General features: G+C 70.0%; 16 protein-coding genes. 2 read left to right on the top strand and 14 right to left on the bottom strand.

Features of this window, described 5'->3' with window-relative positions:
• The 10 genes from AC31A1_RS08325 to AC31A1_RS08280 all read right to left on the bottom strand — a co-directional run.
• The coding region (locus tag AC31A1_RS08325) for an SDR family NAD(P)-dependent oxidoreductase (RefSeq protein ID WP_489652614.1) at positions 1–598 on the bottom strand (598 nt) is incomplete at its 3' end.
• Positions 595–1380: an SDR family oxidoreductase gene (locus AC31A1_RS08320; RefSeq protein WP_489652613.1), complete on the bottom strand. Its 786-nt coding sequence runs from the start codon at positions 1378–1380 to the stop codon at positions 595–597. The genes AC31A1_RS08320 and AC31A1_RS08325, both read right to left, overlap by 4 nt.
• A 41-nt stretch (positions 1381–1421) precedes the next feature.
• Entirely contained in the window at positions 1422–2087 is a 666-nt protein-coding gene (locus AC31A1_RS08315) for a TetR/AcrR family transcriptional regulator (RefSeq protein WP_489652612.1), read from the bottom strand.
• A 124-nt stretch (positions 2088–2211) separates the two neighbouring features.
• On the bottom strand, positions 2212–2448 hold the full coding sequence (locus AC31A1_RS08310) for a ferredoxin (RefSeq protein ID WP_489652611.1): 237 nt from the start codon (positions 2446–2448) through the stop codon (positions 2212–2214).
• Complete coding sequence (locus tag AC31A1_RS08305) at positions 2445–3641, bottom strand: cytochrome P450 (RefSeq protein WP_489652610.1); 1197 nt, start codon at positions 3639–3641, stop codon at positions 2445–2447. Before AC31A1_RS08305 ends, AC31A1_RS08310 begins: the two co-directional genes overlap by 4 nt.
• A 25-nt stretch (positions 3642–3666) precedes the next feature.
• A complete protein-coding gene (locus AC31A1_RS08300; protein ID WP_489652609.1) occupies positions 3667–4503 on the bottom strand; it encodes a mycofactocin-coupled SDR family oxidoreductase in 837 nt (278 codons plus the stop codon).
• Positions 4504–4565: 62 nt separating this feature from the next.
• Positions 4566–5186, bottom strand: coding sequence for an SRPBCC family protein (locus AC31A1_RS08295; protein ID WP_489652608.1), 621 nt, complete (start codon positions 5184–5186; stop codon positions 4566–4568).
• Positions 5183–5665, bottom strand: a complete 483-nt coding sequence (locus AC31A1_RS08290) for a (2Fe-2S)-binding protein (RefSeq protein ID WP_489652607.1) — start codon at positions 5663–5665, stop codon at positions 5183–5185. Before AC31A1_RS08290 ends, AC31A1_RS08295 begins: the two co-directional genes overlap by 4 nt.
• On the bottom strand, positions 5658–6533 hold the full coding sequence (locus tag AC31A1_RS08285) for an FAD binding domain-containing protein (protein ID WP_489652606.1): 876 nt from the start codon (positions 6531–6533) through the stop codon (positions 5658–5660). Before AC31A1_RS08285 ends, AC31A1_RS08290 begins: the two co-directional genes overlap by 8 nt.
• The gene (locus AC31A1_RS08280) at positions 6530–8848 is read right to left on the bottom strand and encodes a xanthine dehydrogenase family protein molybdopterin-binding subunit (protein ID WP_489652605.1); all 2319 of its coding nucleotides are present in this window, start codon (positions 8846–8848) and stop codon (positions 6530–6532) included. The genes AC31A1_RS08285 and AC31A1_RS08280 overlap by 4 nt, the downstream gene beginning before the upstream one ends.
• 97 nt (positions 8849–8945) lie before the next feature.
• Between AC31A1_RS08280 and AC31A1_RS08275 the strand changes: the two genes are divergently transcribed.
• Positions 8946–9539, top strand: coding sequence for a TetR/AcrR family transcriptional regulator (locus tag AC31A1_RS08275; protein WP_489652604.1), 594 nt, complete (start codon positions 8946–8948; stop codon positions 9537–9539).
• Positions 9540–9617: 78 nt separating this feature from the next.
• Here AC31A1_RS08275 and AC31A1_RS08270 read toward each other — a convergent pair whose 3' ends face one another.
• Positions 9618–10067, bottom strand: coding sequence for a hypothetical protein (locus tag AC31A1_RS08270; RefSeq protein WP_489652603.1), 450 nt, complete (start codon positions 10065–10067; stop codon positions 9618–9620).
• An 863-nt stretch (positions 10068–10930) separates the two neighbouring features.
• Here AC31A1_RS08270 and AC31A1_RS08265 point away from each other — a divergent pair.
• Positions 10931–11539 carry a TetR/AcrR family transcriptional regulator gene (locus AC31A1_RS08265; protein WP_489652602.1) on the top strand — a complete coding sequence of 203 codons (609 nt, stop codon included), beginning with the start codon at positions 10931–10933 and terminating at the stop codon, positions 11537–11539.
• 209 nt (positions 11540–11748) lie between these two features.
• Here AC31A1_RS08265 and AC31A1_RS08260 read toward each other — a convergent pair whose 3' ends face one another.
• The 3 genes from AC31A1_RS08260 to AC31A1_RS08250 form a co-directional block, all read right to left on the bottom strand.
• Positions 11749–12816 carry an acetamidase/formamidase family protein gene (locus AC31A1_RS08260; RefSeq protein ID WP_489652601.1) on the bottom strand — a complete coding sequence of 356 codons (1068 nt, stop codon included), beginning with the start codon at positions 12814–12816 and terminating at the stop codon, positions 11749–11751.
• Positions 12813–13316, bottom strand: a complete 504-nt coding sequence (locus AC31A1_RS08255) for a cysteine hydrolase family protein (protein WP_489652637.1) — start codon at positions 13314–13316, stop codon at positions 12813–12815. The genes AC31A1_RS08260 and AC31A1_RS08255 overlap by 4 nt, the downstream gene beginning before the upstream one ends.
• A gap of 215 nt (positions 13317–13531) precedes the next feature.
• A partial coding sequence (locus tag AC31A1_RS08250) for an amidase family protein (protein WP_489652600.1) occupies positions 13532–14310 on the bottom strand: 779 nt, incomplete at its 5' end.

The following is a 14310-nucleotide window of genomic DNA, read 5'->3' as shown; positions in this document are numbered from 1 at the left end:
GGCCGGGTTCGTTCTCGACCAGGCCGGGGGCGATGGCGTTGACGTTGATGCCGAGTGGGCCGAGTGAGCGGGCGAGGCCGACGGTGATGTTGACCAGGGCGAGTTTGCTGACGCCGTAGATGCCGCCGCCCATGAAGGCGCCTGCGGAGACCTGGTTGATGATGCGTCCGCCGCCTCGCTCGACCATGGAGGCCTTGACCGCGCCCGCGCAGATGACGGCGCCGAGGACGTTGACGCGCATGACCCGGTCGAACCAGTCGTCGGGCAGGTCCAGGATGTCGACCTGGGGGATCTCGGCCATCAACGCGGCGTTGTTCACCAGGATGTCGATGCCGCCGAAGGCTGCGGTGGTCTTCGCGGCCATGTCGGCGGCGGAGGCGCGGTCGGTGATGTCGACCTGCACGCCGAGCGTGCGCAGTCCGTCGGTGGCCAGGGACTTGGCGGCCTGCTCGGCGCCTTCGGCGTTGAGGTCCGCGAGGACGACGGAGGCGCCGGCCTCTGCCAGTGCGCGGCCGTAGACCTGGCCGATGGCGCCGGCGCCGCCGGTGACGACGGCGACCTTGCCGTCCAGGCGAAGCCTGTCGAGTGTGCTGCTCATAAGGCGTCCTTCGTCAGACGGGACAGGTAGGCGTCGACATCGGCACCGTGCTCGCGCAGTTCGTCGGCGGCCTGGGGTGCGGTGAGGATGAGGAAGCGGTCGTGGGTGACTCCCTCGGCGACGAGTTCGCCGACCGCATCGGCGTCCACGACGGGGAAGTCGGGGCCCCGGGGCGGTGCCGGTTTCCCGTAGAAGCTGATCTGCTCGACGATGTTGGTGGCCACGCCGGCCGGGCACAGGCAGGAGACGCCGATGCCGCGTGGGCGCAGGTACAGGGCGAGCGCCTCGGACAGGCCGACGACGGCGTGCTTGGTCGCGGTGTAGGGCAGGCGGTCGAATCCGTAGGGCAACAGACCGGCCATGGAAGCGGTGTTGACGACATGGCCCGACCCCTGCTCCAACAGGTGTGGCAGAAATACGAGGTTGCTGCGTACGACGCCCAACAGGTTGACGTCCACGACGCGTTGCCACGCGTCCAGGGGAATGTCCTCGACGGGGCCGACGGCCAGGATGCCGACGTTGTTCATGACCAGGTCGAGTCGGCCGAAGCGGTCGAGGGCAAGCTTCCGCACCGCTTGCAGGTCGTCCAGGCTGGTCACGTCGCATTCCGCGGCTAGGCCCCGGGCGCCGAGTTCACCGGCGACGGTGTGCGCCCGCTCGCCGACGAGGTCGGTGACCACGACACGTGCGCCGCGCCGGGCGAAGGAGTGGGCCGCGGCGCGGCCGATCCCGCTGCCGGCGCCGGTGACCACGGCCACGGCGTTGTGCAGATCGATACTCATCGCGGCGTCGTTCCTCCGCTCACGGGTGGAAGGGCGGCTGTTCAGGGATGAAACGGCAGGACCGGTTCATTCGGTCCTGTCTCGACGAGCACGGACGAGGTCGTCGACGACACGGGGGCCTGGAGGAAGCCGACCAGGCCGTCCAGCAGGTCGCCGACGTGCACGGCGAAGGGCAGCACGTGCCCGCCGCGGGCCCGGGTGCGTTCGCGTTCGGACGCGGCGTGCACGCCGAAGGCCAGCGCCTGCGCGATGCGGTGACCGCGCAACGGCTCGGGAATGTGGGGCAGCAGTGTGCCGATGCGCTCCACGAAGTCGATGGTGGGCTTGCTGAGTTCGGCTGAAAGGCGTTCGAAGATGTCCCGGCGGCCGTACTGCTGAAGCATCGCGACAAAGCTCAGATAGTGGCTGCCCTCCTGCTCGCCCTGCTCCAGGACGGGCAGGAGGTGACACTCCACCCATGATCTGAGATCGTCCGGGCGCCGACGCGCGACCAGCAGCCTGCGTCGTTCGTTCAGCTCCGGGAGGCGGTACTCGAAGATCTCCTGGACAAGGTGCTCCTTCGTGCCGAAGTGGTACTGCACCGCCGTGTTGTTGCCGTTCCCGGCCGCCGTGCTGATCTGGCGCAGAGACACTCCATCGAGGCCGTGCTCGGCGAAGAGCCGCTCGGCGGCCAGGACGATCTGTTCCTTCACGGACGGTTCAACCACGACACCAGACTCCTTGGAGAGCAGGGTTACGCAGGTTCGAGAACATCATTTCCGCATGACAGGAATCTAGTTTCGTCGTGGCGTGAAGTCAACTGCCTTAGCAGTCAGTCAGTTGAAGAAATGTTCAGGCGCCCGACGGCGGGAAGACCCGCTCGCCGGTGTCCGCGTCCGTGATGCCGATGGCCTCGATCGGGCACGACTCGGCCACCTCCAGCACCTCTTCGGACGCCGCCAGGGTGGCGGACCTCGCGTGCCCCTGGCCGTTCTCGTCGAGCTCGAACCGCTCGGGTGCGGAGGCCGCACACAGCCCGGTGCGGACGCACACCCGTGTGTCGATGGCGACCTTCCACCGATCCGTCATCCTCGGACTCCTTCGATGACCAGTGGCAGCGTCTTCCAGCCGCGGACGGTCGAGGTCTGTGCCAGCTCCGCGCCGTCCCAGTCCACGTCCCAGCCGGGGAACCGCCGGAGGATCTCCTCCGCCGCGATCCGGCCCTCCAGCCGGGCCAGAGCAGCGCCCAGGCAGTAGTGGGCACCGACGCCGAAGCTCATGTGCTGGGTGACCCGGTGGATGTCAAAGCGGTCCGGATCGTCGAAGCGCCGGGGGTCGCGGTTGGCGGCGGCCTGGATGAAGAGGATGGCACTGCCGGCCGGCACGGTACGGTCGTACAGCTCCACGTCCTTGGTGACGTGGCGCGCGGTGAAAGGTCCGGTCGGCTCGAAGCGCAGGATCTCCTCGATGGCGTTGGGGATGAGGGAGGGGTCGGCGGCCAACTCCCGGCGGGCTTCGGGATATCGGGCCATCAGCGCGCCGAACCAGCCGATGAGGCGGCCGGTGGTCTCGTTGCCGGCGCCGGCGACCACCGTGCAGTAGGTGAGGACCTCCTCATCGGTGAGTGTGCGCGTGACGCCGTTCTCGTCCTCGAACTCGGCGGTCATCAACTCGGTCATGAGGTCGTCCGAGGGGTGCTGCTTGCGCCACTCGATGTAGTCCCGGAACGCCTCCGTGCTGAGGATGTCCGCCTCGTCGATCTTCCCGCCGTTCGCGGTGCCGAGTGTGTCGTCGGTGTAGTCGCGGATCGCGGGCTGGTCGGCCTCGGGGATGCCCAGCAGCATGCCGATCACCCGCATCGGCATCTCGGCGCCGACGGCCTGGACGAGGTCGAACCGGTCGGCGCCGGTAACCGGCTCCAGCGCGCGCCGGCAGAAGGCCCGGACCCGTGGCTCCAGACCGGCGAGCCGACGAGGTGTGAACAGCCGGGCGAGCAGCCGGCGGTGGATGTCGTGGACGGGCGGGTCCTCGAAGATGAGGGTGCCGGGCGGGAGTTCGATGTCCGCCTGGACGATCTCCAGGATGTCGCCGCGCGCCGAGGAGTAGGTCTGCCAGTCGGCGAGACCGCGCTGGACGTCGGCGTGGCGGCTGACGGCGTAGAAATCGTGCTTGTCGTTGTAGTAGAGCGGCGCTTCCTCGCGCAGCCGGGCGTACAGGGGATAGGGATCGCGGGCGAGGGTGGGGTCGTAGGGGTCCCAGTAGATCGGGTCTGCGGTAGTCACGAACGCAACTCCCTTGATATACGGCTCACTTGATCAGGGCGCCGGCGTCGATGGGCAGCGTCACGCCGGTGACGAAACGGGCCTCGTCGGAGGCGAGGAAGAGGACGGCGTTGCTGATGTCCAGTGCCTCGACCCAGGGGGTGGGCAGCACGTGCATGCCCTGCGAGACAGCCGCGAAGTCGTCGACGGTGGGGTTCTCCAGGTCGGGCCGGAACATCCGGTAGGTGTCGTCGTGCATCACCATCGGCGTGTTGACCTGGGTGGGATGCAGCGTGTTGACGCGGATGTTGTGCTGCCCCAACTCCCCGGCCATCGTGCGCATCAGCCCTACCACGCCGTGCTTGGCGGCGATGTAGTGGCCGATGTTCGCGTAGCCCTTCAGCCCGCCCACGGAGCTGGTCAGGATGACCGAACCGCCTCGGCCGCCCGCGATGATGTGCGGGGTCGACACTTTGGTGGACAGCCATACGCCGGTCAGGTTGACATCGATCATGTCGCGCCAGGTCTTCTCCTCCATGGCGTCGAGGGTGGCGCCGCCGCTGCCCAGTCCCGCGTTGGCCACCACGATGTCCAGCCGGCCGAATTCGGCCACGCCGTCGTCCACGGCCGACTTGAGCGCGTCGTGGTCACGGACGTCCGCCTGTACCGCGTGGATCCGCCGGCCCAGCTTCTGCACCTGGTTGACGGTCTCCTCCAGGTCCTCGGGCGTGGACATGGGGAACGTGACGCCGTCGAGCTGCTTGCACACATCGACGGCGATGATGTCGGCGCCCTCTTCCGCCAGCCGTACGGCATGGCTGCGGCCCTGGCCGCGGGCGGCACCGGTGATGAAGGCGACCTTGCCTTCCACTCGTCCGGGCATGAGTGACCTCTTTTCCTGGGATGGGTTGAGTCGGTCCGGGTGACGGTGGCGCGGAGGCCTGGTCACCGGTCGGTGCGTCGGCGCCCGCGCACGAGGAGCGCGAGGAGGAACAGCACGGCGAACGCCGTGGCCGCCGGTGCGATGCGTTTGAGGGCGCCCACGCCGGCGGCGTCGATGAGGTCGACGGGTTCGGCAACCACCGGGGTCGGGGCGGGTACGGCAGCGGGAGCCGGGGTGGGTACGGCGAGTTCGGCAGCGAGGTTCTCGGCGAACCGTCCGATGAGGGCGCCCGCGACCTCGGCGAGGGTGCCGCGCCCGAACTGGGCGGGCTTGCCCGTGATGGCGAGGTCCGTGTCCACGAACACGTCGGTGGAGGTCTCGCCGGAACCGGCCAGGCGACACGTCACCAGTGCCTTGGCCGTCCCGTTGCCGCGGCTCTCCCGTCCGCCGGCCTCCAGCACCACCGTCCTGTCCGCCTCGTTCCGCGACAGGAACTTGACGGTGCCGCTGTAGGTCAGGCTGACGGGTCCGAGCCTGACCTTGATCCGGCCCTGGAAGCTGTCGCCGTCGCGGGAGGTGAGTGTCGCCCCGGGCACGCACGGAGTGACGCGTTCGATGTCGAGCAGAACCCGCCAGGCCTCCTCCACGGACGCGGGAACGGTGAGCGTGTTCTGCAGTTTCATGTGGAGTCCTCGCTGTCGGCGGCAGCCCGGACGGCGTTGACGATCCCCTGGTAGCCCGTGCAGCGGCACAGATTGCCGGACAGGGCCTCCCGGATCTCCTCATCGGTGGGCTTGGGGTTCTCGGCGAGGAAGGCGGTCACAGTGACGACGAAGCCCGGAGTGCAGAAGCCGCACTGCAGCCCGTGCTGCTCACGGAACGCGGCTTGCACGGCGGACAGTTCGCCGTCGGGTGAGGCGAGCCCCTCGACGGTGGTGATCTCGCTGCCGTCGGCCTGCACGGCGAAGACCAGGCAGGCGCGTACGGCTTCGCCGTCCAGCAGCACGGTGCAGGCACCGCAGACACCGTGCTCGCAGCCCAAGTGGGTGCCGGTGAGGCCGCAGTTGACGCGCAGGAAGTCGGCGAGGGTGAGCCTGGGCGGCACGGTGTCGCGGCGTGGGAGGCCGTTGACCCGCACCCGGATGTCGATGTCGTCAGCCATGGGCTGCCTCCCGTACGGCGCGTCGCCAGGCGCGGGCCACCATGGCCGCGCCGACGCGTTTGCGATAGCCGGCCGATCCGTGCAGGTCCGACGGGACCGAGTCGACGCCCGCCAGGGCGAGTTCGGCGACTTCGTCGGCGTTGTCCTCGGTGGGTTCGCCGCCGAGGAGTTCAGATTCCGCCGTGTGGGCCCGGTGCGCGGTCCGGCCGAGTCCGAACAGGCCGATGGCACAGCGGTCGATGCGCCCGTCGCCGCCCAGGCCGACCGCGACGGTGGCACCGGCGAGCGCGAAGTCCCCGCTCCTGCGGGCGAATTCCTCGATCGCGAATCCGCAGGGCCGGTGCCAGACGGGGAAGGTGACGGCCGTCAGCAGTTCGTCCTCGGCCAGGGCCGTGGTCCAGGTGCCGGTGAAGAAGCCTGCTGCGGGGATGCTCCGGCGCCCGCGCACCGACAGTGCCTCCAGTTCGGCGCCCAGAGTCAGCGCCACCGCCGGGTACTCGGCCGCGGCGTCGGCGTGGGCGAGTGAGCCGCCGATGGTGCCCCGGTTGCGAATCTGGAAGTGGCCGATCAGGGGGGTGGCGCGAGCGAGGAGAGGCATCAGGCTCCCTATTTCTTCGGAGCGTTGGAGGGTGGCCTGCGTGGTCGTGGCACCGATGCGCACCGTCCCGTCGCGTTGTTCGATGCCTCGGAGTTCGTCCACACGGCGCAGATCGACGAGGTGTCCGAAGGCGGCAAGGCGTAGCGCCAGCATGGGGACCAGGCTCTGGCCTCCGGCGATGGTCTTCCCTTCGTCGCCCAACTCGGCGAGCAGCGCGACCGTCTCCTCGGCGCCGGTGGGCGCGTGGTACTCGAACGCTGCCGGCTTCACGGGGTCACCACCCCTGCCTGCTCGACGAGTTCGACGATCGTCGCCGGGGTCAGGGGCAGTCGGCCGATCTCCACACCGAGCGGTGCGAGGGCGTCGGCGACCGCGTTCACGACGGCCGGGGCGGAGCCGATCGCGCCGCCCTCCCCCACCCCCTTGTGGCCGCCGGGTCCCGGGCTCGGTGTCTCGATGTGCCCCAGTTCGATGACCGGCACCTCGGTGGCGGTGGGCAGGAGGTAGTCCATGAACGTGGTGGCGAGCGGGTTGCCGTCCTCGTCGTAGGCGAGGTGCTCGTAGAGGGCACCACCGATCCCCTGGACGGTTCCGCCGTAGATCTGGCCCTCCACCACACTGGGGTTGATCATGGGCCCGCAGTCCTCGCTGACGATGTGGCGCAGGAGCTTCACGCCGCCGGTGACGATGTCCACCTCGCAGGTGCACAAGTGTGTGGCGTTGGCCCAGATCATGAGGTGCGGTGAGCGGTAGCGTCCGCTGGCCTCCAGACCGGCCGGCACACCTGGCGGCAGGGCGTGGGGCTGGAAATAGGCGATGTCCGCGATCTCGGCGAGAGTGAGGGCCTTCTCGGGGTCACCCGTCACGGACACCCGGCTGCCGGTCAACTCCAGCTTCTCCACGGCGACTTCGAGCCGGTGACCGGCGATCGCGAGGATCCGGTCACGTAATCCCGCCGCGGTCTCGGCGATTGCGCCTGCGGTCATGGGACCGGACCGGCTGCCGCCGGTGCCTGCGCCGTACGGAGTGAGCGCCGTGTCGCCCTGGATGGTGCTGACGTCGTCGATCGCGACGCCGAGCGCGTCGGCGGTGAGTTGGACGACGGTGGTCTCCAGGCTGTTGCCGCACGATCCGCCGGCCATGTAGACGTTGACCTTGCCGGAGGGCTCGATGCGGATGGTCGCGCCCTCGGTGCCGTGGAACGGGGTGGCGCCGGCGGTCGGTTCGACGTAGGTGCAGGTACCGACGCCGAGGTGGCGGCCCTGGGCGCGGGCCTGCTCCTGCTCGCGCCGGAAGGCCGGGTAGTCCAGGATCTGCAGCGCCTGCTCGAAGGTCTCGTACGGGGTGATGTGGTCGTAGGGCATGCCGTTGAAGTTCGCTGTCGGCAGGTCCTCACGGCGCAGTATGTTGCGGCGGCGCAGTTCGACGGGGTCCATGCCGATGCGGCGGGCGGCGGTGTCGAGGAGGACCTCGCGGGCCATGGACTCGAACTGCCAGGGACCGCGATAGGCCACCCGTCCGCTGGTGTTGGAGAACACGAACTGTGAGCGGAAGGTGCCCTGGGGGATGCGGTAGGGGCCGGGGAAGAGCAGGCCGACGGCGATGCCGCTCTGTACAGGGGATGGGGTCGGGTAGGCGCCGGCGTCCTGGACGTGGTCGAGGGTGGCGGCCAGGATGCGGCCGTCGTCGTCGAGGGCCATGCGCGCCTCGCCGTGCTCGTGACGAGCCTGGCCGGCCGCGAGCAGGTGCTCCTGCCGGTCCTCGATCCACTTCAGCGCGGCGGGCAGCTTGGCGGCCGCGAGCATCACGCACATGTCCTCGCGCTGCGGCAGCACCTTCTGCCCGAACCCGCCACCGGTATCGCGCATCACCACGCGCACCCGGTGCTCGTCGACGCCGAGCAGCCGGGCGCAGAAGGAACGGACCTCGTGCGGGGACTGCGTCGCCGCCCAGATCGTCATCTCCCCGGCTGGCGCGGACCATTCGGCGACGATGCCGCGGGTCTCCATCGGCACCGGGCAGTACGCCTGTTGACGGATGGTCATGCCGACCACGTGCGGCGCGGCTTCGAAGACCGGCGTGAGGTCCTCCATCGGACGGCCGACGAGTTCGCCCACCAGGTTGCCGGGACGGGACGGGTGGACGGAGTGGGCGGACTCCAGGGCGGTGGCGTAGTCGACGACCGGCGACAGCTCGTCGTAGTCGACGACGACCAACTCCGCCGCGTCCTCGGCGATGTAGCGGTCGACGGCGACGACCATCGCCACCGGGTCGCCGACGAACCGCACCTCACCCTCGGCAAGCGGCGGGCGAGGCGTGTCGGGGTCCTCGCGCCCGTTGAGCGTGTACCACTGCTCCCGCACACCGGGGTTGAGGTCCTGGGCGACGAACACGGCCTGTACGCCGTCGAGTTGGAGCGCCTCCGACACGTCGATCGTGATGATGCGGGCCCGTGCCACGGGGCTGCGCACGAAGCAGGCGTGCAGCATTCCCGGCCGTACGACGTCGTCGACGTAGGTGCCGGTGCCGGTCAGCAACCGGGCGTCCTCGACGCGTGGGGTGCGGGTGCCCGTATAGCGAGCCATCGATCTCGCCCTCCGTTCATGTTGAACGAGTGTTTAACACGAGCGCTGAACAACTGTTTAACAGCGCCCTCCGGAACCGTCAAGGACAATGAGCGACATGACTGCGCCTCGCCGTATGGGCACCGAGAACTCCAAGACGCGCCAGGTCCTGCTCGATGTCACCGAGCGGTTGATGCTGAAGGAGGGGTACGCCTCCGTCGGCGTCCGCCGGGTGGCCCGAGAGGCCGAGGTGGCGCCGGCGCTGGTGCTGTACTACTTCCGTACGCTCGACGATCTGTTCCTCGCCGTGCTTCGGCGGCGCGGTGACGAGGAGTTGGAGCGGGTCGCCCGTCGGCTTGACGGCCGGCAGCCGATACGCGCTCTGTGGCAGCTCACCAGCCATCCGGGCAACGCACTGACCACTGAGTTCACCGCCCTGGCCAATCACCGCAAGGCGATCCGCGCCGAACTCGCCGCCCGCGCCGAGAGCTACCGCGAGGCACAACTGGAGGCACTCACCCGGCGCCTCGCCGAGACCGGTGCGCAACTGCCGCCCGAGGTGTCGCCGGCCGTGCTGCTCATGCTGACGAACGCTCTCGGCCGGATCCTCATGATGGAGAACACGATGGGCATGACGACCGGGCACGCGGAGGCCCTTGAGTTCGTGGAGCGGTTCCTCCAGCGGTACGAGGACGCTTCCTCCGAAGGGTGAAGTGGCACATCAGCACCCACCGGACCGCTCGCGTCCGCCCGGTCCGCGCCACCGCGCACGAAGAACGTGCACGGCCGCCTACGGCCGTCGGTCGGGGGTGAAGACGCCCCTTCTGTCGCCGTCGACGCGGTGGATGCCGTACGAGGTCTGCAAGTCGGCGTAATTCCGGACGTGTTCGCCGACGGCCTTCTCGATGCGGTCGACGACCCGGCCGTTGGTGGGCGGACAGAGTGCCTGGCATTCCTCCCCCTCCGGTCGCGATGTACCACCGAGGGCCGGGTAGGTGTCCACCGCCCCGTCGCCGTCGACCACTTCGGCGACGAGGCCGGACGGGTGGGCCACGCCCGGCCGCCACGGCGTCACGTCCTCGATCTGTACGGCGCCGCTCGCACTGTCGGACACCGCCGCTTCGCTGCCCGACGCACCCCGGACGCGGATGCGGACCGTGGCGTGTGCTGGTGGCCACGTCGCACTCGACCGCTCCGATGTTGCCGCCGAGGTCACGACCGTGATGTCGTCGATGTGCACGCTCGGTACGCCGCGCAGCCACACCGGGCGGGCGGGGCCGGCGCAGTTGCGGACAGCCGGCCACCGCCACGCTCTGGGCGATCCGGTCGACGGCGCCACCCCGGGCGGTTGTCAGGACGCCATGCATCACGCCCGCGAACAGGGCGGCCAGCACGATCGACAGCGTGACGCCGAAGCGGGCCGCGATCGTGGGCCGGACCGGCTCGCTGGTGAAGTACGACAGGCCGAGGTCGCCACGGACCGCATGGGACGGCCCGTCCAGATAGTGGGTGAACAGCGGGCCGTCAAGCCTCAGGTGGGCTTGCTCGGCCTGGATGCGGGAGGGTCTCGTGCCACTGCCGACGACATCGTCGACGGAGGCGGTCAGCAGCGAGAACATGATCACGGTCGCCAGGGCGGCGAGCACCAGGCCCGCTCCGAGGCGGTGCGCTACGTAATGGATCATGATGCGGCCCTCTCGCGACCCTGGTCGGTGGTACCGAACTGTCGGATGGTGGCCGGCGTCGAGAAACGTCACGAGACCTGCGCCATGGCCCGATGGCCAGGGCTGGAGCTGAAATGGTGTGCGCCGTGCGGGTGTTGGGGTCATGCGTCTATCGGTCCAGCCGTGCGTCGGCATCGTCGTCCGTGGGCGCGTCCGCCTCCATGGCAACTCTGGAGCAGCGATCACGCCAACCCTTACCACGCGGTTGCTTTTCGATGGGACGCTAGGCCCGTGGAGCAAGCACGGGAAGAGTGCGATCGACCTTCGTGATCAGAGCGTTACCTTTCACCCGTCCACCACCGGAGGAGGCCGAGGCGCGAATACCTACCATATGGTAACTTTCGAGAGTTCAGTCGCTGCCGAGGAGAGTGGGAGCACCATGGGCCAGGCCAAAGCACGTGGACCGTATGCCAAGACGCCCGCCCGCAAGGCGGAGATCGTACGAGCGGCACGCGACAGTTTCGCCGAGAACGGCTACGCCGGAGCCTCCCTCCGTGACATCGCGGAGCGAGTCGGCATCACCCACGTCGGCCTCCTGCACCACTTCCGCAACAAGGAAGAGCTCCTCGCCGAGGTGCTCGCCGAACGCGACACGGAGGATTGGCAACAGGGGCTGGAAGAGGTCGGCGGCCCGGACCAGCTCGCTCCCTACCTCAGCGAGCTCTTCCGCCACCACCAGGAGGCGCCGGAGCTGATGCGCCTGTGGATCGAACTCGCCGTCGCGGCCTCACGGCCGGATCATCCCGCCCACACCTACTTCGTCGAACGCTACGACCGCGGACGCACCCAGTTCGCCGAGGGACTCCAGGACGAGGCCGCACGCAGCAGGCTGCGCGAAGGCATCCCGCCCGAGAGCGCGGCAGTACTCTTCCTTGCCGTACTGAACGGGCTCCACTTGCAGTGGGTGCTCGATCAGGACCTCGACATCGTCGGGCCCGTCACCGACTTCGTACGCCTGCTCTTCGACCATGGCCCCGCCGACGAGTGAGCGGATCGCCGTCCGACTCGCCGCGGGCGCGCCTTTGGGACATTGCTCGCCGCCGACCAGGACGTAGGCGATGCGCAGCGCGGAGGGGACCACCCCTGCACAGTGGTCTTGCCGACCGACCGAGCGCCGACGCATGCGGCCTTTGACGGCTTCGCGGCGACCGCCCCTGTCGCCGCTACTCCGACGCTTCGCCCTCGGGCGACAGCGGCTCAGCCCGTCAGGTCCGCCTTGGATATGCGGCCGTGGACACCCTTGACGATGTCGACCACCTGGGAGATGTGGAAGTCGGCGGCCGCGCTGAGATAGGCGAGTGCGACGGGGCCAGGGAGGCCGTACCGGTCTGTGAGGAGGGTGAGGGCGTCGCGTACGGCGTTGCGCAGGGCCTCGTCGAGGTCGTGGTCGAGGCCCAGCACGATGTGCTCGGTCGGCGTCTCGGCGAAGGGGGCGCGCAGACGGGCCGCCAGGGAGCGGGTGGTCGGGTCGCTGTGGACGGTGAGGCGGAGGGTGGCGCGCAGCGGGGCCTCGAAGGCGGTGAGGGCGACTTCGCCGTCGCCCTGGGAGAAGTGCGGGTCACCGACGTAGAAGAGGGCGTCGGGGACCTGGACGGGGAGGAAGAGCCGGGCGCCGGTGCCGAGGTGGCGGACGTCGATGTTTCCGCCGTGCGGGCCCGGCGGCACGGAGTGGACGGGGGTTTCGGTGGCCGGGGCGACGCCCATGATGCCGAGGAAGGGCCGTAGGGGGAAGGCGAGTTGGCGGCCGTCGCCGACCGGGAGACGGCCCCGGCCGTCGCCTCCGACGGTCGCTACGATGCTGGCCGGCTCGCCCGGGGGTGTCTGCGGGTATTCGCCGGGGAGGGCGCCCTTGCCGTGCCGGTTGCTGATCACTCCATAGGGGGCGCGGCGGCGCAGGGTCAGTACTTCGATCTCCAGGACGTCGCCGGGCTGCGCGCCGTGCAGGGCCACGGGTCCGGTGACGACGTGCGGGCCGTGTGTGTCAGGCAGGTGTTCCCGCGGCGAGGCGGCCAGTTCGACGGCGTCGTGCAGCAGACGGTTCCCGGGGATGCCGGCGCCACCGAAGAACGCGGCCGGGTCGCGGCCCTGGTCTTCGAGGATGCCCTCGTGGCTGGTGGTGTCGAAGGTGACGGTCTCGCCCGAGCGGACGGTCAGCGCTGGTTTGGCAGTGGCGTTGGGGAGCAGACCCCAGTGCACCCGGGAGGGGTCGGCGGGCAGGTAGTGGTCACCGTCCAGGGGGCCGCGTCCGGGTTGGAGGAGGTTCACTTCAGGGCCTCCCGCAGGGCCTCGGCGGTGAGGGTGAACCCGAAGCACTGACGGACGTTGTAGAGCGTGGCGTCCATGCAGTACGCGGGCGAGGTGGTGGCCACCGCGTCCTCCAACATCAGGACGTCGTAGCCGAGGTTGGCGGCGTCCATCAGGGTGGCCAGGACGCACTGGTCGGCGTTGACGCCGGCGAGCAGCAGGGTGTCGACGCGCAGGTTGCGCAGCACGCTGTCCAGTTCGGTGTCCTGGAAGCCGCTCATCCGGTACTTGGCGACGTGGAGGTCTCCGTCGGCCGCCTCCAGCCCGGCGACGAGTGCGGTGGAGGGGCTGCCTCGTTCCAGCACCCGGCCCGCGCCGCCCTGCAGTGGTGCGCCGATGCCGCCGCCGGTGCCGTCCGGGTCGTAGACGTGCAGGACGCCGGGCGGGAGGTTGGCCCGGTCGGGGCGGTTGCCCCAGTTGAGCCAGACGACCGGGACGTCGGCGGCGCGAAGCTGGGGCAGCAGGCTGGCGATGACGGGGATCGGGGCGCGGGCGGGGGAAGTCGTTCTGCATGTCGACGACGATCAGCGCGGTGGCGGCGAGGTCGGCGACCACGGTTTGTGGCAGCGCCTTGACGGTGACGGGGTGCGGGTCGCGTCGGGGACGCGCCAGGGTGACGGATCTGCCGTCGGCCTGCCATGCGTTGCGAGAGTTGGGGCCGATCAGACCGTGGGGCTCAGGCATGCGCGGGGTCCCTCGGATCGGCGGTGAGGTTCAGCAGTGCCCGGTCGGAGCCCCGGGCGCCCAGCGCGCACAGCCCCACGGGCAGGGAGCGCACCCGCAGCAGCGGTGCGACGACCGCCGGGAGCCCGGCAAGCGAGGCGAGGCAGGTCAGGCGGAGGGTGGCGGCACGTACGGCCTCCACCTCCTCGGGCGGTGCGTCGGCGCGGGGGGCGGGGCCGCTCGTGGCGGGCAGCAACAGGACGGTCCCGGGCGGCAGTACGGCGTCCAGCGCCTTCCGCGCGCCGGCCAGGATCTGTTCCGCCTCCGCCCGTTCGGCCGCGCTCACCCGGCGTCCGTTCTCGAAGCGCGCCGCGACGTCCGGGGCGAGTGCACCGGGGTGTCGGGTGATCCAGGCGCCGTGCTGCTCCCAGGCCTCGGCGGCCTGGACTGTACGGAAGGCGGCGAACCACTCCTCCCGCTGCTCGAAGGCTCCGGTGGATGTACGTGCCAGGGGCAGCCCGGTGCGCAGGGTCAGCGCCCGGCAGGCGGCCTCGAAGGAGGCGCGCACCTCTGGCTCGGCGAGCGCCGTCAGCTCCTCGTCCACGGCGAGTTCGGTGACCGGCACGGGATCCTCGCCCGGAGGCAGCAGCGCCTGGGCCGCCGTCCGCAGCAGGGCGGGGTCGCCGGCCAGGAGCCCGGTGGTGTCGAAGGAGGGGGCCAGCGCCAGCAGGCCCCCGGTGGGGGTGGCTCCGTGGGTGGGCCGCCAGCCGTACAGGCCGCAGTAGGAAGCGG

Source organism: Streptomyces sp. P5F9 (genome assembly GCF_057961495.1).
The sequence above is the reverse complement of the archived record's forward strand: the minus strand, read 5'-3'. Positions and strand labels throughout refer to the sequence as shown.